General features: G+C 70.9%; 15 protein-coding genes and 1 pseudogene. 3 read left to right on the forward strand and 13 right to left on the reverse strand.

Going from position 1 to position 18014, the window contains the following annotated elements; translation table 11 throughout:
* Window positions 1-20: 20 nt before the first annotated feature.
* The 7 genes from ACIQBL_RS18250 to ACIQBL_RS18280 all read right to left on the reverse strand — a co-directional run bounded on the left by ACIQBL_RS18250 (window position 21) and on the right by ACIQBL_RS18280 (window position 6586).
* A complete protein-coding gene (locus ACIQBL_RS18250; protein WP_401942730.1) occupies window positions 21-1271 on the reverse strand; it encodes an RNA polymerase sigma factor in 1251 nt (416 codons plus the stop codon).
* Window positions 1268-1609, reverse strand: coding sequence for a YciI family protein (locus tag ACIQBL_RS18255; protein ID WP_401942733.1), 342 nt, complete (start codon window positions 1607-1609; stop codon window positions 1268-1270). The genes ACIQBL_RS18250 and ACIQBL_RS18255 overlap by 4 nt, the downstream gene beginning before the upstream one ends.
* Entirely contained in the window at window positions 1606-2337 is a 732-nt protein-coding gene (locus ACIQBL_RS18260; protein ID WP_401942736.1) for a nuclear transport factor 2 family protein, read from the reverse strand. The genes ACIQBL_RS18255 and ACIQBL_RS18260 overlap by 4 nt, the downstream gene beginning before the upstream one ends.
* A 134-nt stretch (window positions 2338-2471) precedes the next feature.
* On the reverse strand, window positions 2472-4004 hold the full coding sequence (locus tag ACIQBL_RS18265; RefSeq protein ID WP_401942738.1) for an MFS transporter: 1533 nt from the start codon (window positions 4002-4004) through the stop codon (window positions 2472-2474).
* Between the two features lie 11 nt (window positions 4005-4015).
* Window positions 4016-4429 (reverse strand): VOC family protein, encoded by a 414-nt coding sequence (locus tag ACIQBL_RS18270; protein WP_401942740.1) that lies wholly within the window; start codon window positions 4427-4429, stop codon window positions 4016-4018.
* A 6-nt stretch (window positions 4430-4435) separates the two neighbouring features.
* On the reverse strand, window positions 4436-5206 hold the full coding sequence (locus ACIQBL_RS18275) for an SDR family NAD(P)-dependent oxidoreductase (protein ID WP_401942743.1): 771 nt from the start codon (window positions 5204-5206) through the stop codon (window positions 4436-4438).
* Window positions 5207-5344: 138 nt separating this feature from the next.
* Window positions 5345-6586 (reverse strand): cytochrome P450, encoded by a 1242-nt coding sequence (locus tag ACIQBL_RS18280; protein ID WP_401942746.1) that lies wholly within the window; start codon window positions 6584-6586, stop codon window positions 5345-5347.
* A 191-nt stretch (window positions 6587-6777) separates the two neighbouring features.
* On the opposite strand from ACIQBL_RS18280, the gene ACIQBL_RS18285 reads away from it, so the two are divergent.
* The 3 genes and pseudogenes from ACIQBL_RS18285 to ACIQBL_RS18295 form a co-directional block, all read left to right on the forward strand.
* A complete protein-coding gene (locus ACIQBL_RS18285) occupies window positions 6778-7605 on the forward strand; it encodes a class I SAM-dependent methyltransferase (RefSeq protein WP_401942748.1) in 828 nt (275 codons plus the stop codon).
* Window positions 7606-7896: 291 nt separating this feature from the next.
* Entirely contained in the window at window positions 7897-9039 is a 1143-nt protein-coding gene (gene rho / locus ACIQBL_RS18290) for a transcription termination factor Rho (protein ID WP_401942751.1), read from the forward strand.
* Between the two features lie 225 nt (window positions 9040-9264).
* Window positions 9265-10011: pseudogene (locus tag ACIQBL_RS18295) on the forward strand (D-alanyl-D-alanine carboxypeptidase family protein); the annotation flags it as partial.
* Window positions 10012-10070: 59 nt separating this feature from the next.
* Here the strand turns inward: ACIQBL_RS18295 and ACIQBL_RS18300 are convergent.
* The 6 genes from ACIQBL_RS18300 to ACIQBL_RS18325 all read right to left on the reverse strand — a co-directional run bounded on the left by ACIQBL_RS18300 (window position 10071) and on the right by ACIQBL_RS18325 (window position 17962).
* Window positions 10071-11447, reverse strand: coding sequence for a glycosyltransferase 87 family protein (locus ACIQBL_RS18300; RefSeq protein WP_401942754.1), 1377 nt, complete (start codon window positions 11445-11447; stop codon window positions 10071-10073).
* Window positions 11444-12838, reverse strand: coding sequence for a polyprenol phosphomannose-dependent alpha 1,6 mannosyltransferase MptB (mptB, locus tag ACIQBL_RS18305; protein ID WP_401942757.1), 1395 nt, complete (start codon window positions 12836-12838; stop codon window positions 11444-11446). The genes ACIQBL_RS18300 and mptB overlap by 4 nt, the downstream gene beginning before the upstream one ends.
* Before the next feature lie 124 nt (window positions 12839-12962).
* On the reverse strand, window positions 12963-13895 hold the full coding sequence (locus tag ACIQBL_RS18310) for a glutaminase (RefSeq protein ID WP_401942759.1): 933 nt from the start codon (window positions 13893-13895) through the stop codon (window positions 12963-12965).
* A gap of 64 nt (window positions 13896-13959) precedes the next feature.
* Window positions 13960-15369 carry an aspartate ammonia-lyase gene (aspA, locus tag ACIQBL_RS18315; protein ID WP_401942761.1) on the reverse strand — a complete coding sequence of 470 codons (1410 nt, stop codon included), beginning with the start codon at window positions 15367-15369 and terminating at the stop codon, window positions 13960-13962.
* A gap of 92 nt (window positions 15370-15461) precedes the next feature.
* The gene (locus ACIQBL_RS18320) at window positions 15462-16481 is read right to left on the reverse strand and encodes an asparaginase (protein WP_401942763.1); all 1020 of its coding nucleotides are present in this window, start codon (window positions 16479-16481) and stop codon (window positions 15462-15464) included.
* Between the two features lie 32 nt (window positions 16482-16513).
* A complete protein-coding gene (locus ACIQBL_RS18325; RefSeq protein ID WP_401944019.1) occupies window positions 16514-17962 on the reverse strand; it encodes an amino acid permease in 1449 nt (482 codons plus the stop codon).
* Window positions 17963-18014: the final 52 nt, after the last annotated feature.

Below are 18014 nucleotides of genomic sequence, written 5' to 3' on the forward strand. Positions count from 1 at the left end.
CCCCTTTCGGGGCGCTGCCCTCAGCGGCACTCTGAAAGGCGCCGTTGCAGAAAACTTCGCTCCGCGTCGTTCTCCACCAACTCAAGCGCCCGCTCGTACGCCTCGGCTGCCTCCGTCCTACGGCCGCTGCGGCGGAGCAAGTCGGCCCGGGTGGCGGGGAGCAGGTGATAGTCGGCCAGTTCACCCGACCGTTCCAGCTCGGACACCAACTCCAGGCCCGCCTCCGGGTGTTCGGACATGCCCACGGCCACCGCCCGGTTCAGCCGCACCACCGCTGACGGCACGAGGCGCTCCAACTCCCCGTACAGGCCCGCGATATCGGCCCAGTCGGTGTCGGCGGCCGTGGGGGCGGTGGTGTGGCAGGCGGCGATGGCTGCCTGGATCTGGTACGGGCCGGGGCGGCCCCGGCGGAGTGCGGTTTCCAGGAGGGTCGCGCCTTCGCCGATCTCGGTGCGGTCCCATGCCGTACGGTCCTGATCCTCCAGGGTGACGAGTTCGCCCGTGGGGTCCACGCGTGTGTGGCGGCGGGCGTCGTGCAGGAGCAACAGGGCCAGCAGGCCGAGTACTTCGGGCTCGTCCGGCATGAGGCGGGACAGCACGCGGGCCAGGCGGATCGCTTCCGCGCACAGGTTCGTGCGGACCAGGTCGGCGCCGGACGTGGCCGCGTATCCCTCGTTGAAGAGGAGATAGACCACGCCGAGCACGCCCGTCGTGCGCTCGGGAAGCAGGTGCGCGGGCGGTACCCGGTACGGGATGCCGGCGTTGCGGATCTTCTTCTTGGCGCGCACCAGCCGTTGCGCCATGGTCGCCTCGGGGACGAGGAAGGCCCGGGCGATCTCGGGGGTGGTCAGACCCGCGAGCGTGCGCAGGGTGAGGGCCACTCGGGCCTCGATGGGCAGCGCGGGGTGGCAGCAGGTGAAGACCAGGCGCAGCCGGTCGTCCTCGACACCGCTGTCGTCGCCGTCGTACTCCGGGTCGTACGGTCCCTCGTTCCGCCCCAGCACCGCGACCTCCCGCAGTTTCGCCGCCCCGACCGCCTCCCGGCGCAGTACGTCGAGGGCGCGGTTGCGGGCGGTCGTGGTGAGCCAGGCGCCGGGGCGGCGCGGGATTCCGTCGCGCCGCCACCGGTCGAGGGCCTGGGCGAAGGCGTCCTGCGCGCACTCCTCCGCGAGGTCCCAGTCGCCGGTCACCCTGATCAGGGTGGCGACGACCTGGCCCCACTCCTCGCGGAAGGCGGCGGCGACGGCCTCCTCGACGTCCGGCACGTTCACTCCCAGACCGGCCGTACCTCGACCGAGCCGCCGGCGAGCGCGGCGGGGTGCCGGGAGGCGAGCGAGATCGCCTCGTCGAGGTCGGGGACCTCGATGATCTCGATACCCGCCACGTACTCCTTCGACTCGACGAACGGGCCGTCGCTGAGCAGGACTTGGTCGCCCTGGACACGGACGGTCGTGGCGTCGGCGGACGGGCGAAGCCGGGCCCCGCCGCGCAGGAGGTCGCGGCTGCGGACCTCGTCGATGTACGAGGTGAAGCGGGGGTCGGTGGCGATCTCGGCGGGGCCGAGTTCCTCGGCGCCCACGGGTGCGCAGATCAGCAGGACGTACTTCACGACCGGTCCTCGGTCTTCTCGGCCGGGGTCGAGAGGTGTTCGTGGACGATCAGCCAGCGCAGGCCGGCGTTGCGGTAGCCGGTGGTCACGCGCAGGACGTCGTCCAGCGGCCGGCCGTCGGTACGGGTGCCGCGCAGCCGGACGAGGGCATGGCCGAACGCGATGGACTCGTCGACGTGGACGCGGAACTCCAGCACCTCGCGGATCAGGGGTCCGGTCACGCCGGCGAAAGCGCCCTCCACGGCTTTGCGGAGGGCCGCGGTCCCGAACCGCTCGGCGTCGCCCGCGAAGGCCACCACGTCCGGGGCGTAGCAGGCGAGGACGCGGTCCACGTCCCGTGCGCGGACCGCCTCGGTCAGTTCGGCGTCGAGAGCGCGGATCTCCGCGTCGGCGTCCTCCTCGCCGTCCATCGGCCAGAAGGGGCGCACCTCCATCGCCCCGATGGTGGCCACGGGGTGCCGGGCGGCGGCCTCGACGGCCTCCTCCAGGGTGTCGCACTCCAGGATGTCGAATCCGGCGACGTACTCCTTGGTCTCCGCGAACGGTCCGTCCGTACGCAGCACCTCCCCGCCGCGCACCCGCACGGTGACGGCCTCGGCGGGCAGCGCGAGCCGGTGCCCGTGCAGCCGTACGCCACGGTCGCCCAGCTCCTCCACCCAGGGTTCGACGGGTGCCATGCCGGAGGCGTCGGCGGTGTCGTCCCCGCACACGAGCAGCATGTACTTCATGGTTCCTCCCGGTCCTCATGAGCTTCCTACACCCCACCGACGAACGCGGCCGAGCCGGATCGACACCCCCGTCGGAAAAACATGAAGAGGCCGGGGCGACGAGGCCCCGGCCTTCTTCTACGACGGCGTACCGATTACGCGGTGGCGGCCTGTACCGACGGCTCCCCCGCGCCGACCGTCGCGCGCTCGGTGTTCTTGCGCACCAGCAGCAGGGTGACCACCGCGCCCAGCAGGGAGGCGCAGCCGCAGATCACCACGCCGAGGGCCATGCCGTGGCCGAGGGCGGTCTGCGCGGCGGCCTTGGCCTGGGCGCTGCCCGCGTTGACGACGGCCAGGGGTCCGGCCGCCTTCTCCATGCCCGCGTCCGCCCCGCTGAGCTTGCCGACGAGTGCGGAGGACGCGGCGCTCATCGCGATGGTGGAGATCACGGCCGGGCCGAGGCCCTGGCCGAACTCGCGGACCAGGCTGGTCGCGCCGCTGGCCATGCCGGTCATGTTGATCGGTACGGCGTTCACGGCGGCGGAGGTCAGCGAGGACACCACGCAGATGAAGCCGACGCCGAGCAGCAGCACCGGGCCGATGAAGGCCGCGAGGGAGGTGGTGGTGATGGGGAGGGCGGCGATCCAGAACTGTCCCGCGGCCATGGGCAGCAGGCCGCCCATCAGGAGCCAGCGGGCGTCGATGCGGGTGAGCATCCGGCTGAGCACCGGTGCCAGCAGCAGCGGGATCAGCTGGAGGATCACGAAGGGCATGCCGGCCCGCAGCGCGCTGAGGTGCATCACCGCGCCGAGGCGGATGGAGACGCAGTAGGCGGTGCCGATGAAGCCGAACATGCCGGCCAGAGCGACGACGGCCGCCGCCGCGAACGACGGGATCTTCAGGAGGTCGAGGTTGAACATCGGGGAGGCCGCGCGGGTCTCCGCGACGACGAACCCGACGAGGGCCACTGCCGCCAGGGTCAGCGAGCCGACGATCGCCGCGCTGCCCCAGCCGCGGTCGCCGCCCTCGATGATGCCCCAGAGCAGGGCGGTGAGGCCGACGGCGATGGTGATCTGGCCCGGCCAGTCCAGCGCGCGGCCCTCGGGCGCCTTGGAGTCGGTGACGAGTTTCCAGCAGGCGACCGCGACGATCAGACCGAGGACGACCGGCGGCACGAACGCCCAGCGGAAGTCCGCGACGGTGGCAAGGATGCCCGAGGACAGCGGGCCCATGGCGGAGGCGAGGGAGATGGACAGCGCCCAGGTGGAGACCGCCTTCGCCCGGTCCTTGCCGTCCGGTGTGGCCGCCGCGATGACCGCGAGGGAACTGGGGAACAGGGCGGCGGCGCCGATGCCCGCCAGGGCCTGCCCGGTCCACATCATGGTGATGTTCTGCGAGGTGGCGTTGAGGAGTTCACCGAGCGCGAGGACGAGCCCGCCGAGCACCAACAGCCGCTTGCGGCCGAAGAGATCGCCCACCACACCGAAATTCAGTTCCAGAATCGCGGTGGGGAGAATGAAGGCGGAAGTGACCCAGGCGACCTGGGAACCCGAAGCCCCGAATGCGGCCTGAATTTCCCCGTTGATGGGCGAGGGAACGGTAATGCACAACTGTGCCGCCGCGACCGCGAGGCAGCACGCTATGAGCGTTCCGGGGTCCAGTCTTTTCAAGGAGATCGAATCCGTCATCGTGCGTGCCCTCACTCTGCGTTTTTCTCTATGAGTTCGATGAGATTTCCCTCGGGGTCACTGACCCAGGCCATACGCACTCCGGGCTCGGGGGACGGCCCGGGTGCCATGACCTCGACCGCTCCATGGGCCACCAACGCGCCGTGGACGGGGTCGAGTTCGGGGGTGGTGACCGCGAAGTGCCCGTATCCCTCGGTGAGGGCGGCGGTCAGCGGGTCCGGCGCGCGAAGGCCGGGGGCGGAGCCGGGTCTGGCGAGCAGCTCGATGCGCCAGCCCCGCGGATGCTCCAGGACGACGCCCTTCAGACCGGGTCCTTCGAGGTGGAACTCGAAGACGGTCCTGAGGCCGAACGCGCCCTGGTACCAGGCGGTTTGGGCGGTCAGGTCGCGTACGTTGACGCCCACGTGGTCGAGTCGGGTGGTCACGGCGGCTCAGCCCGCCATCGCGCTGTCGCCGCCGTCGACCATGAGGTTGGCGCCGTTGACGAAGGCCGCCTCGTCGGAGCAGAGGAAGGCGGCGGCCCGCGCGATGTCCTCGGGCTGCCCCACGCGCCCGACCGGGATGCGTGCCTCCAACTGGGCCTTGGGGCCGTCCGGATCGTCGAGGAAGGGCGCGGTGGCGGAGGTGCGGGTCATGCCGGGGGCGATGGTGTTGACCCGGATGCGGTGCGGGGCGCCGGCCGCGCACAGGTGCAGGCTCATCGCCAACACCCCACCCTTGGCGGCCCCGTGGGGCACCATCGGCATGAACGGCGCACCGCGTACGGCGGCCACGGAGGCCACGTTGAGGACGGCTCCGCCGCCGCGCGCGATCAGGTGCGGCCAGGCGGCCTGGGTGCAGAAGTAGGGGATGTCCAGCTCGTTCTTGATGGTGAAGTACCAGTCCTCGGCGGGCATGGTCTCGAACGGGCCGTTCCGCAGCGCGGAGGCGTTGTTGTAGAGGATGTCGATCCCGCCGAAGGCCGCGATCCCGGCCTCGATCCACTCCCGGGCGCCGTCCCGCGTGGACAGGTCGACGGGTGCGAGGGAGCGCATGATTCCGCCGGCCTTCTCGACGAGTTCCACGGTCTCGGCCGCGCTGTCCTCGTCGATGTCGCAGCCGAAAACCTCGGCGCCCTCCGCCGCGAATATCCGCGCCGCGGCCCGCCCAATTCCTGCCCCCGTTCCACTGATGAAAGCGATTTTCCCGGCCAGTCGACCCATGATTGCCAAGTCCCTTGTCCCGTGCCGCCGTGGTGCGGTGGTGGCAGCGTAGGTACGGCCATTGGCGAGAACAAGAAAGGGGTCGGCGAAGGGCCATCGGGGGTTCGTATGGCTGGTATGCGGCGCGGAGTCGCGGACTCAGCGGAGTCGCACAGGAAGCGTTCGCACGCTGTTGCCGACGAAGCTGGAGTTGCGGGGCAGTTCGTCCCCGGGCACGGCGACGTCGAGGCCCGGGAACCGTGCGAAGAGCCGCTCCAGGGCGACCGTGGCCTCCATCCGGGCCAGCGGGGCACCCAGGCAGTAGTGGGCGCCGTGCCCCAGCGACAGATTCCGTACGGCTCCGGGGCGCCCGGGCCGGGTGACGTCGAACCGGTCGGCGTCCGGACCGTACGCGGCCGGGTCGCGTCCGGCGGCGGAGTAGCCCGCGAGGACGGGCGTGCCGGCCGGGATGAGGGTGCCGTCCACGGTCAGGTCCCGTACGGGATACCGGAAGGGGAAGTAGCTGACCGGCGCGTCCCAGCGCAGGGTCTCCTCGACGACGTCGCCCCAGGTCGCCGCGCCCTCGCGGACGAGGTCGAGTTGGTCGCGGTGGGCGCACAGGGCGCGTACCGCGTTGGTGATCAGGTTCAGTGTCGTCTCGTGCCCGGCGATGATCATCAGCACCAGCGTGCCGATCAGCTCGCCCTGGCCGAGCCGGTCGCCGTCCTCGTCACGGGCGGCGATCAGGGCGCTGGTGAGGTCGTCGCCGGCCCGCTCCGTCCTGGCGGCGGCGACGGCCGCGAGGACGGCGACGAGTTCACGGTTGGCGGCGACGGCCTGCTCGGGCCCGATGTCGGTGGCGACCACCTGGTTCGACAGATGGCGCAGCCGGTCGCGGAACTCGGGCTCCACGCCGAGCAGTTCACAGATGACACCCATCGGCAGCGGCAGCGCGAAGTGCCGCCGCAGATCGGCGACTCCCCCGTCCGCCTCGGCCGCCCGGTCGAGATCGTCGAGCAGCGAAGCTGCCAACTCCTCGACTCCGGGCCGGAGTTCGGTGACCCGCCGGGGCGTGAAGGCCCGGCTGGCCAGTGCGCGCAGCCTGCGGTGGTCGTCGCCGTCGGCGGTGATCATGCCCTGCACGGTCGCGAACGTCATGAGCGGCCACCCCGCGCCGATCCGCCCCTCCCGCAGCGCGGCGAAGTGCCGTGCGTTCTTGGCGACTTCGGGATCCCCCAGGAACTCCTTCAGCGCCGCGTGCCCCAGTACGGCCATCCCCTCGATGCCACCGGGCAGCACGACCGGAGCCACGGCGCCCCGCGCGAGCAACCGCGCGTTGTCGGCGTGCGGGCACCCACCGGACGGGTCCAGACGGTGCGCCGCGTCGGGCGAGATGTCCAACTGGGGCTCCTTGCGGGCGTCTTGGGAGCGTACGGCGTGCGCGACGTTCCACCACCGTACGGCGAACGATTCTCCCCGCCCAGGGTGCCGAGCACAGCGCCTCCTCCGGCCACGCCCGACTCGCCACGATCCGGCACCCCGATCGGGTGTTCCTCCCACCACCCGCCGTCCGATCACGGTTGGATGACCCCATGACCACCGACGAGCAGGCACGGCTGATGCGGGCCAACCAGGCGAACTGGGACGCCCGTACCCCCGTCCACCTCGCCAGCCGTTTCTACGGCCTCGACGGGGACCCGGACCCGGCCCGCTGGTTCGCCGCCTTCGAGTGGGAGGACCTCGGCGACCTGACCGGCCGGGACGTGCTGCACCTCCAGTGCCACCTCGGCACCGAGACCCTCGCCTTCGCGCAGCGCGGGGCACGTGCCGTGGGCCTCGACTTCTCCGCCGAGTCCGTGACGGCCGCGACCGGCATCGCGGCGAGGGCGGGCCTCGACGTCGACTACGTACAGGCGAACGTGTACGACGCCGTGGAGGCTCTGGGACAACGGCGGTTCGACGTCGTGTACACCGGCAAGGGCGCCCTGTGCTACCTGCCAGATCTACCACGCTGGGCGGACACCGTCGCCCGACTTCTGCGCCCCGGCGGCCTGTTGTACCTCGTCGAGTTCCATCCCCTGCTCAACTCGCTGGGCCCGAAACCGGCTCCGGGCGAGGGACCCGAACTGCTGCTGCGCCACGACTACCTGGGCGGCGGAGGTCCCGTGCACAGGGACGCGACGTTCACGTACACCGACGGCCCGGCCGTGGCCGGGGCGACCGACAGTTACGAGTGGATGCACGGAATGGACGAGGTCATCAACGCGTTGACCACGGCAGGACTGAACATCCGGCGACTCCGCGAGAGCGACGAGCTGCCGTGGCCGCGCTGGCCGCGGATGGTCCGGACCCCCAGTGGCTGGTGGCGGCTGCCCGAGCCCCGGATCCCGCTCCTGTACGGCCTGCTGGCGAGCCGCTGAGTCCTACCTCACAGCCGGCTTCGCACCGGGTGTGCTACGGTGCGGTCAGCACTTGTGTACGCCCCGTTCCGGGCGCCGGTGCCAGTTCCACTTCACCCTCGCCGAACAGCCCGTCGACTTCCGACCGGCGCATCGGCTTCCCCGCACCACCTCGTGACCGGTGTTTTCCGCCGTACCCGAGTTGATGTGTTCCCCGCCGCCCCGAGGAGCGCTCGTTCGCCCTCCGTCCGCGGCTTCTCCCCCCTTCCTTCCGCATGACACATGCAACCGTCCTTGAAAGGACCACCCCTCATGACCACCACACTCGAACACCCCCCAGTACAAGAGCAGCCCCGTACCCGGACCGCGACCGGTGTCCTCGACATCGACGGCAACGGGAAGGGGCACCTGCGGGCGCTGGACTGCCAGCCCTCGCCCACCGACCTCCAGGTCTCCCCCGCGCTGATCCGCCGTCACGGCCTGCGCAAGGGCGACCTCGTGGAAGGCGTCCGCGGCGGGCAGCGCGCCCTGACCGAGGTCGCGTTCGTCAACGGGCGCACGCCCGACGAACTGCGCGGCCGACGCCACTTCCGTGACCTCACCCCACTCCACCCGCGCGAGCGGCTGCACCTCGAACACCCGGCGGCCGGCCTCACCGGACGCGTCACCGACCTGATCGCCCCCGTCGGCAAGGGCCAGCGCGGGCTCATCGTGGCCCCGCCCAAGACCGGCAAGACCGTACTGCTCCAGCAGATCGCGGCGGCCGGCGCCGGCAACCACCCCGAGGCCCGCCTCATGGTGGTGCTGCTCGACGAACGCCCCGAGGAGGTCACCGACATGCGGCGCTCCGTGCGCGGCGAGGTGTACGCCTCCACCTTCGACAAGGCGCCCAAGCAGCACATCGCGCTGGCCGAGCTCGTGATCGAGCGGGCCAAGCGGCTCGTCGAGGCCGGCGAGGACGTGGTGATCCTCCTCGACTCCCTCACCCGCCTCTGCCGGGCGCACAACAACGCGGCGGCATCCGGCGGCCGAACCCTCAGCGGCGGTGTCGACGCCACGGCGCTGATCGGCCCGAAGAAGTTCTTCGGCGCCGCACGCCTCGCCGAGGAGGGCGGCTCCCTCACCATCCTCGCCACCGCGCTGGTCGAGACCGGTTCCCGTGCCGACGACTTCTACTTCGAGGAGCTCAAGAGCACCGGCAACATGGAACTCCGCCTCAGCCGCGAACTGGCCTCCCGCCGGGTCTTCCCGGCCGTGGAGATCAACCCGTCCGGCACCCGCCGCGAGGAACTCCTCCTCACCCCGGCCGAGTTGACGGCGGTACGGGGCCTGCGCCGCGTCCTCCAGAACAGGGACGGCCAGAGCAGCACGGAAACGCTCCTGGAGCGCATGCGAGAGACCCCGGACAACGCGACGTTCTTGCGCCGCATCCAGCCGACGCTGCCCTCTAACTGACGTCGACGGAGGCGCCCCGTCAGGGGCGCGGGGCTGTATCGATATGCGGCTCCGCCGCGCGGGCGCGACCAGCCCCCACGGACCCGCAGCAAAAGAACCGCCTGCCAGCGGAGCGCTAGCGCATCCGGGTGCACACTCACCCCGCCCGGCCCCGCCATCGCCGTCCACGACGACTCCGTTCCTACGTTTATCGGTATGACAATCGGATTCTCATCCCGGATCGCCATGTCGGCCTGCGCCCTGTGCCTCACGGGCATCCTCGCGCTCACCCCCGCCACGGCGACAGCCGACACCGGGTCGGATCCCAGCACCCAGGTCCACCCCCACCCCGGCGCCCCCCAACTCCCGGACGTCTCCGCCCTCTCCTGGCTCGTCGCAGACACCCGCACCGGCGAAGTCCTCGCCGCCCACGACGCCCACCGCAGACTCCCACCCGCCAGCACCCTCAAAACACTCTTCGCCCTGACCGTCCTCCCCCTGTTCCCCGGAGGGCTCCAGCACCGCGTCAGCGAACAGGACCTGTCCGGCATCGGCGAGGGCAGCAGCCTGGTCGGGGTCGAGGAAGGCCACACGTACCGCGTCGCCGACCTGTGGCGCGGGGTCTTCCTCAACTCCGGGAACGACGCCGTGCACGTCCTGGCCGCCCTCAACGGCGGCTGGGACACCACGGCCGCCCGCATGCAGGCCAAGGCCCGCGCGCTGGGCGCCCTCGACACCCATGTCATCTCGCCGGACGGCTACGACACCGACGGCCAGGTGTCCTCCGCCTTCGACCTCGCGGTGTTCGGCCGTGCCGGACTGCGCAACGCGGACTTCGCGCGCTACTGCTCCACCGCCGAGGCCGAGTTCCCGGGCGAGGGATCGTCGTACGCCATCCAGAACACCAACCGGCTGCTGACCGGCAACGACGGCGTCGAGCCGTATCCGGGGCTCATCGGTGTGAAGAACGGTTACACCACGCACGCCGGCAACACGCTGGTCGCGGCGGCGCGTCGGGGCGGGCGGTCGCTCGTCGTCACGGTGATGAACCCTCAGGCGGGCGGTGGTTTCACCGTGTACGAGGAGGCGCGTGAGCTGCTCGACTGGGGGTTCGCGGCTGCCGGGCACGTCGATCCGGTGGGGTCGCTCGACGCGTTGCGGGCAAGGCCGAGACCCGGTCCCGCCGCCAGGCCGGTGGCCGCCGGGGTCGTAGCGGACGACGGTCCGGGCTGGGCGGAGACGGCGGCGATCGTGGCCGCCGGGGTGCTGGGCGCGGGCGCGGTGGTGGTGGCGTTGCGGTCCAGGGGCGCGCGACTGCCCCGGGCCTGACCGATCGGCAGCCACAGCAGCAGACCGAGCGTGATCCACGCGTACGTGTTGCTGCCGAGGAAGCCGTCGATGCCCGAGGCGTCGTGGAACCACAGCCACACGACACTCGTGCACATGACCGCGTACAGGGCGCCCGCGATCCGCGCGTGCCCGGCGCGGATCAGCACGGCGAACGACGGCAGCAGCCACACGAGATGGTGCACCCAGGTGATCGGGCTGACCAGGCACGCGGTCAGCCCGGTCAGCGCGAACGCGGCCGTCCAGTCCCCCGCGACGACCGCGCGCCGCGCCCGCACCGCCCACAGGCACAGCACGAGCAGGACGACCGTCGCCCACAGGGGGCGGCCGGTCTCGCCGAGGCGGGCCAGGACACCTTGCAGGGACTGGTTGGAGACGTAGTCGAGGCGGCCCACCCTGGTCGTGTCCCAGAGCGCCCGGGTCCAGTAGAACCGCGAGGCGTCCGGGACCACCAGGGCCGCCAGCCCGGTCGCCCCGAGCGCCACAGCCGTCGCCACCGCGGCGGCTTTCCAGCGTCTGGCCAGCAGCAACAGGCCGATGAACAGCGCCGGCGTGAGCTTGACCGCCGCCGCGAGTCCGATGCCGGCGCCCGCCCAGCGGCCCCGGCCGGTGGACAGCAGCCAGCCGTCGCCGAGGACGAGGGCCAGCAGCAGGAGGTTCACCTGCCCGAAGCTGAACGTGTCGCGCAACGGCTCGAACAGCGCCAGCCCGCAGGCCACCAGCGCCCACCCGAACCAGCCGTACCGCCGCCATCCGGGCCCGGCCAGGATGCGCAGCACGAGCGCGAGGGCCGCCAGGTTGAGCACCAGCGCGGCGACGATCGCGGTGCCGAGACCGACGTACGCCATCGGGGCCATGCTGACGGCGGCGAACGGCGGGTAGGTGAAGCCGTACGTCGTGCCGGGCACCTGGTAGTCGTAGATCCGGCCGCCGTGGTGGAGCCAGGTGTGGACGGTGCCGTAGTAGACACGCAGGTCGAACCAGTCGCGCAGCAGCGGGACCGTGGCGGTGAAGGCGGTGACGGTGGCGGCGAGGGCCAGCACCAGGAGGAGTCGGCCGCGGCCGGTGGCGGGTGTTCTCATGCCGTACGTCCCAGGGCCGGGGCCTCCGCCGCCTGGCGGGCCTGCCACAGGACGACGACCGCGAGGACACCGCCGGAGACGGCCAGCACGAGTTGGCCGATGTCGGCGGGGCCGCCGCTGGGCAGGACGGCGAGGGCGAGGACGCCGGTCACGGCGGCCACCCTGTGGCGTACGGACGTGCTCGGTGCGGCGGCGGCGATGAGGAACAGGCCCCACAGGGCGTACCAGGGGCGGATCGCCGGGCCGAAGGCGGCGACCACGGCGAGGCTCAGGCCGAGGGCGTAGACCGGGCTGGGGCGCAGCCGCAGCCATATGGCCAGGATGGCCGCGCCGGTGACCGCGAGGCCGAGGGCGTGCCAGGCCGGGACCGCGAAGGGGGCGAGGTCGCTGCCGAGGTGTTCCAGCAGGGCGCCGGTGGCGCGGCCGAGGAGGCTGGTGAGCGCCCAGTTGTGCGCCGAGACGGGCGTGTCGAGGGCGCCTATCCAGCCGTAGCCCGTGCCCGCGACGGCGGTCGCCGCGACCGTGGTGGCGGCGGACGCGACGACGGTCGTCGTGACGGCCTTGGCCGGTCGGTGGCCCGCGCGGATCTGGAGGAGCACGACGGCGGCGAGACCGAGCGCGGCCGGTGCCTTGACCAGGGCGGCGAGCGTGACGAGTACGACGCCCAGGACCGGCCATCGGCCGCGGGCGGCGACCAGGCCGATGCCGAGCAGCCCCAGCATGATCGCGTCGTTGTGGGCGCCGGCGACGAGGTGGAGCAGGACGAGCGGGTTGAGGGCGCCGAGCCAGAGCGCGGCGGCCGGGTCGGCGCCGCTGTGCCGGGCGAGCCGGGGCAGCGCGGCGGCCATCAGGCCTACCCCGAGGAGCGCGACGAGCCGCATCCCGAAGAGCCCGGCCGGGAGTTCGCCCCGGGTCAGTCCGGACAGCCCCGACGCCATGGCGAGGAACACCGGGCCGTACGGCGCCCCCGTGTGCTGCCACAGCGGGGCGACCTCGTCGGCGAGGGGGCCGCCGAGCGCGGCGGGGCCGTGCGCGTACACGTCCATGTGGGCGTCGACCATGGCGCCCTGCGCGAGATAGCTGTACACGTCCCGGCTGAACAGGGGCGGCGCGAGCAGCAGCGGGGCCGCCCACACCGCGAGGACCAGCAGCAGCGAGCGCGGGGTCGGTGGTTCGGCGCTGCGGATCAGCTTGCCGACCAGCAGCCAGGCGGCTATCAGCAGGACGACACCGAAGTAGACCCCGACCAGCCCGAGCGCGGCCTGCGCGGAGGCCGGGGAGAAGAGATCGGCGGCCGGAAGAGCTCCGGCCGTCTCACCGCCCAGCGCGAGAACGGCGGTACCGGCCAGACCGAGCACCTGGCAGCGGCGGAGATCGACGGGAAAAGCCATGGCCAACACTCGGTCAGCATGTCAACACAGGATGGCGGGAAAGCGACCTGCCGCTCTCCGGGCGGCGGACTGCGCGTGACCTCCGTGTGATCGGCCCTCGGTACCGGTGAGTTCGCGGTGCCCGTCAGAACACCGACACCCCCGTGAGCGTCGTGAAACGGTCGAGCGCGGCGACCCCGGCCACCGAGTTCCCCCGCTCGTCGAGTCCCGGGCTCCACACGGCGAGGGTGCAGCGGCCCGGGACGATCGCGATGATCCCGCCGCCCACCCCGCTCTTGCCGGGCAGACCCACCCGGTAGGCGAACTCGCCCGCCGCGTCGTACGTCCCGCAGGTCAGCATCACCGCGTTGACCTGCTTGGCCTGGGTGAGGGTGAGCAGCCGGGTGCCGTCGGCGCGGCTGCCGTGCCGGGCCAGGAAACCGGCCGCGAGGGCGAGGTCGGCGCAGGACGCCTCGATGGAGCACTGCCGGAAGTACTGGTCGAGGAGGACGGGCACCTCGTTGTCGATGTTGCCGTAGGACTTCATGAAGTGGGCGAGGGCCGCGTTGCGGTCGCCGTTCGCGGACTCGGAGGCGGCGACCTCCTTGTCGAAGTCGAGGGACGGGTTGCCGCTCTCCGCACGCAGGAAGGCCAGGAGTTCACCGGCCGCGTCGCCGGTACGGGTCTGGAGCCGGTCGGTGACGACGAGCGCGCCCGCGTTGATGAACGGGTTGCGCGGGATGCCGCTCTCGTACTCCAGCTGGATCAGGGAGTTGAAGGGGTTGCCGGAGGGCTCGCGGCCCACGTGCTCCCACAGTTCGTCGCCCTCGCGGGCCAGGTCGAGGGCGAGGGTGAAGACCTTGGTGAGGGACTGCGTGGAGAACGGCTGCCGCCAGTCCCCCACGCCGTACACCGTGCCGTCCAGCTCCGCGACGGCCATGCCGAAGCTGCGCGGGTCGCGGGCCGCGAGCGCCGGGATGTAGTCGGCGGGCCGGCCACGGCCGGGGGTCCGCTCGATCTCACCGGCGATGCGCTCCAGGACCGGCTGGAAGGTCATGGACGGGGACATGATCACCATTGTGCCTCCGGGCGGGTCCTGGTGCGCGTCCGCGGATCGGACAGCACGGATCGGACAGCGCGGATCAGACGGCTACGGGTCCGCTGCCGGCCAGGACCTCGGGCCGCAGCAGGGCGGCGAGCGTCTCGGCGGGCAACAGGCCCTTCTCCAGGACGAGTTCTGCCACGCCCCGGCCGCTGGCGAGGGCCTCCTTGGCGATGTCGGTGGCTGCCGTGTACCCGATGTGCGGGTTCAGCGCGGTCACCAGACCGATGGAGTTCTCGACGCTCGCGCGCAACGCCTCGGTGTTGGCGGTGATCCCGTCCACGCACCGCTCGGCCAGCGTCAGGCAGGCGGCCCGCAGATGCGTGATGGACTCCGACAGCGAGTGCAGGATGATCGGCTCGAACGCGTTGAGCTGGAGCTGTCCCGCCTCGGCGGCCATCGTGATGGTGACGTCGTTGCCGATCACCTCGAAGGCGACCTGGTTGACGACCTCGGGGATCACCGGGTTGACCTTCCCGGGCATGATGCTCGAACCGGCCTGCACCGGCGGCAGGTTGATCTCCCCCAGCCCCGCACGCGGCCCCGAGGACAGCAGCCGCAGGTCGTTGCAGCTCTTGGACAGCTTGACCGCGACCCGCTTCAGCACACCCGACATCTGCACGAACGCCCCGCAGTCCTGCGTGGCTTCCACCAGGTTGGCCGCCGTCACCAGCGGCAGCCCGGTGATCCCGGCGAGGTGCCGCCGCGCCGACTCGGCATACCCGGTGGGCGCATTGAGTCCGGTCCCGATGGCCGTGGCCCCCAGGTTGATCTCATGGATCAACTGGACAGCCTCGTCAAGACGTTGACGATCCTCGTCAATCATGACCGCATACGCCGAGAACTCTTGACCGAGCGTCATCGGCACCGCGTCCTGCAACTGTGTACGGCCCATCTTGAGCACGTCACGGAACTCGACGGCCTTACGGGCGAACGCGTCCTGCAGTACGGACATTGACGCGATCAATCCATGTACCGCGAAGACCGTCGCTATCTTGACCGCGGTCGGATACACGTCATTGGTTGACTGCCCGAGGTTGACGTCCTCGTTGGGGTGCAGGTACCCGTACTCCCCCTTGGCGTGCCCCAACAACTCCAACGCCCGGTTCGCGACAACCTCGTTGGCGTTCATGTTGGTCGAAGTACCGGCCCCACCCTGCACCACGTCCACGACGAACTGGTCGTGCAGCTTGCCGTCCCTGATCTCCCGGCAGGCGGCGACAATGGCTGCCGTCTTCTCCGGCGACAGCAGCCCCAACTCCTCATTGGCGAGAGCGGCGGCTTCCTTGACGGCGGCAAGAGCATTGATCAAGTGCGGGTAGACGGAGATCGGCGTCCCGGTGATGGGGAAGTTCTCCGTGGCACGCAGGGTGTGAACACCCCAGTAGGCAGAGGCGGGAACATCCCGGTCCCCGAGCAGATCATGTTCGCGACGGGTAACAGCAGACATGGGGTCCTCTTTCCAACAGCGTTCTGGTCATTTAGGGGCGCGGGGAACTGCGCGACCAGCCACAACGGCCCCGCAGCGACCCGACAACCGCTCTAGGCACACGCAGACAACGGCGACACAGGGTCCAAAGCCCGCACCGGCCGCACACAACCCACCGGCTCCCCGCCACCAAGCAACGGCTCCCCCGCAAACTCGCCAAGCAACGAGGCAGAAACCCCGGCCCGCACAAGACCTGCGGCCGCCACAGGCACCCGCGCCCGATTAGCCCCATCCGCGATCTTCACGGCAACAGCCCGCCCATCAGGCAACGCGGCGACCTGAACCCCCTCGAACCCGTCCTTGGCGAGAAGCCCCGGCACGGCCCGCATCAACGCGGCCACGTCCCGCCCGGCCCCGGACGCCATCTCCGCACACTCCCGCATCGCATCCGCGACCCGAGCCTCGGGCGTACCCGGCGCCGCAGCAGTGATCCGCGAAACAGCCCGAGCAAGCCCGTGCAACGAAATCGAGAACAAAGGAGCCCCGCACCCGTCCACACTCACCCGAGCGATCCGCTGCCCCGTGAGATCCTCCACGATCTCCGCGATCGCCTGCTGAAGCGGATGCCCGGGGTCGAGATAGTCGTCGAGCGACCAGCCGTTGAGCTTCGACACGTACAGCATGGCCGCGTGCTTCCCGGAACAGTTCTGGGCGAGCCGGGACGGCAACCGCCCCTCGCGCACCCAGGCATCTCGGACGACCGGGTCGTAGGGCAGATCAGGGACGTTGCGCAGGGCGTCCTCCGTGAGCCCGGCGAGTTCGAGGATGCGCCGAGTCCCGGCGAGGTGGCGTTCCTCGCCGGAGTGGCTGGCGGCGGCGAGTGAGAGCAGCTCGCCGTCGAGCGGCAGCCCGGCCCGCACCATGGCGACGGCCTGGACGGGCTTGATCGCCGAGCGCGGGTAGAACGCGGCCTCGATGTCGCCGAGTTGGAGCTGGACCTGGCCGTCGGCGTCGAGGACGACGACGGAGCCGTAGTGGATGCCCTCGATCATTCCGCCGCGGATGAGGTGGGCGACGGGTGCGTGGAGGGGTTCACGGACGAGGGGTGGGTCCGCGAGGGGACTGCTGTACATCACTGCCTGTCGGGGTTCGGACGGCGTGGGTGTCACGCGTCGGGTGCGGTGGTGGACGTGTGGGCCACGCGGCGGCGGACGGCGAACCATCCGGCGACCAGCGCGGCGGCGATCAGCGGGAGGCAGAGCACGGTGGTGCGTCCGGCGCCGCCGTCGGCGTACATGAGGACCAGGACGGAGGCGAGGAAGGCCAGCGTGACGAGTTCGGTCCAGGGAGAGCCCGGCAACCGGTAGCCGGGGCGCGTCAGTTCGCCCTTCTCGGTCTTCTGCCAGAAGAGGAGGTGACAGAGCATGATCATGCCCCAGGTGGCGAGGATGCCGATCGCGGCGAAGTTGAGGACGATCTCGAACGCGTCCGCCGGGACCACGAAGTTGAGGCCGACGCCGAGGACGCAGATGCCGCTGGTGAGCAGGATGCCGCCGTAGGGGACCTGGCTGCGGCTCATCACCGCGGTGAACTTGGGAGCCGAGCCGGACATCGCCATGGAGCGGAGGATGCGGCCGGTGGAGTACAGGCCGGAGTTGAGCGAGGACATGGCCGCGGTGAGGACGACGAGGTTCATGACGCCGCCCGCCGACGGGATGCCGATGTTCGACAGCACGGTCACGAACGGGCTCTGGCCGGCGGTGTACTTGTTCCAGGGCAGCAGCATCGACAGCAGGACGACCGAGCCGACGTAGAAGAGGCCGACGCGCCACATGATCGAGTTGATCGCCTTCGGCATGATCTTCTCGGGGTTCTCGGTCTCGCCGGCGGCGACGCCGACCAGTTCGACGGAGGCGTAGGCGAAGACGACGCCCTGGATGATCAGCAGCATGGGCAGCAGGCCGTTGGGGAAGATGCCGCCGTTGTCGGTGATCAGGGACGGGCCGGGGGTGTGGCCGTCGACGGGGTGCTGGGTGACCAGCAGGAAGATGCCGATCAGCATGAAGACGACGAGCGCGCTGACCTTGATGATCGCGAACCAGAACTCCAGCTCGCCGAACATCCGCACCGAGATCAAGTTGACCGTCAAGACGACCGCGAGGGCGATCAATGCGATCAACCATTGAGGGATGTCGGAGAACATGCCCCAGTAGTGGGTGTAGACGGCGACCGCAGTGATGTCGGCGATGCCCGTGGTGGCCCAGTTGAGGAAGTACATCCAGCCCGCTACATACGCGCCCTTCTCTCCGAGGAACTCGCGGGCGTACGACACGAAGGCGCCGGACGAGGGCCGGTACAGGACGAGTTCGCCCAGGGCGCGGACGACGAGGAAGGCGAAGAGGCCGCAGACCGCGTACGCGATGAACAGCGAGGGGCCGGCGTCGGCGAGCCGGCCGCCGGCGCCGAGGAAGAGGCCGGTGCCGATCGCGCCGCCGATGGCGATCATGTTGACGTGCCGGGACTTCAGGGACTTGCTGTAGCCGGCGTCTCCGGCGTCGACATGGCCGGATCGTTTCCGCACGCCGTCGCGCAGTGGCTGTACGCCGTCACGCAAGGGCTGCTCGCCATCGCCCAGGGACTGGTCACTGCCGTGCAGGGACTGCTCG

This window comes from Streptomyces sp. NPDC088350, assembly GCF_044753545.1.
GTDB lineage: Bacteria > Actinomycetota > Actinomycetes > Streptomycetales > Streptomycetaceae > Streptomyces.

Excerpts from the sequence above, each read along its gene's own strand:
- ACIQBL_RS18260 (WP_401942736.1), bottom strand. The coding sequence starts at position 2,337 with ATGAAGTACATGCTGCTCGTGTGCGGGGACGACACCGCCGACGCCTCC.
- mptB (WP_401942757.1), bottom strand. The coding sequence starts at position 12,838 with ATGGCTTTTCCCGTCGATCTCCGCCGCTGCCAGGTGCTCGGTCTGGCC.
- ACIQBL_RS18265 (WP_401942738.1), bottom strand. The coding sequence starts at position 4,004 with ATGACGGATTCGATCTCCTTGAAAAGACTGGACCCCGGAACGCTCATA.
- rho (WP_401942751.1), top strand. The coding sequence starts at position 7,897 with ATGACCACCACACTCGAACACCCCCCAGTACAAGAGCAGCCCCGTACC.
- ACIQBL_RS18320 (WP_401942763.1), bottom strand. The coding sequence starts at position 16,481 with ATGTACAGCAGTCCCCTCGCGGACCCACCCCTCGTCCGTGAACCCCTC.
- ACIQBL_RS18285 (WP_401942748.1), top strand. The coding sequence starts at position 6,778 with ATGACCACCGACGAGCAGGCACGGCTGATGCGGGCCAACCAGGCGAAC.
- ACIQBL_RS18300 (WP_401942754.1), bottom strand. The coding sequence starts at position 11,447 with ATGAGAACACCCGCCACCGGCCGCGGCCGACTCCTCCTGGTGCTGGCC.
- ACIQBL_RS18310 (WP_401942759.1), bottom strand. The coding sequence starts at position 13,895 with ATGGTGATCATGTCCCCGTCCATGACCTTCCAGCCGGTCCTGGAGCGC.
- aspA (WP_401942761.1), bottom strand. The coding sequence starts at position 15,369 with ATGTCTGCTGTTACCCGTCGCGAACATGATCTGCTCGGGGACCGGGAT.
- ACIQBL_RS18275 (WP_401942743.1), bottom strand. The coding sequence starts at position 5,206 with ATGGGTCGACTGGCCGGGAAAATCGCTTTCATCAGTGGAACGGGGGCA.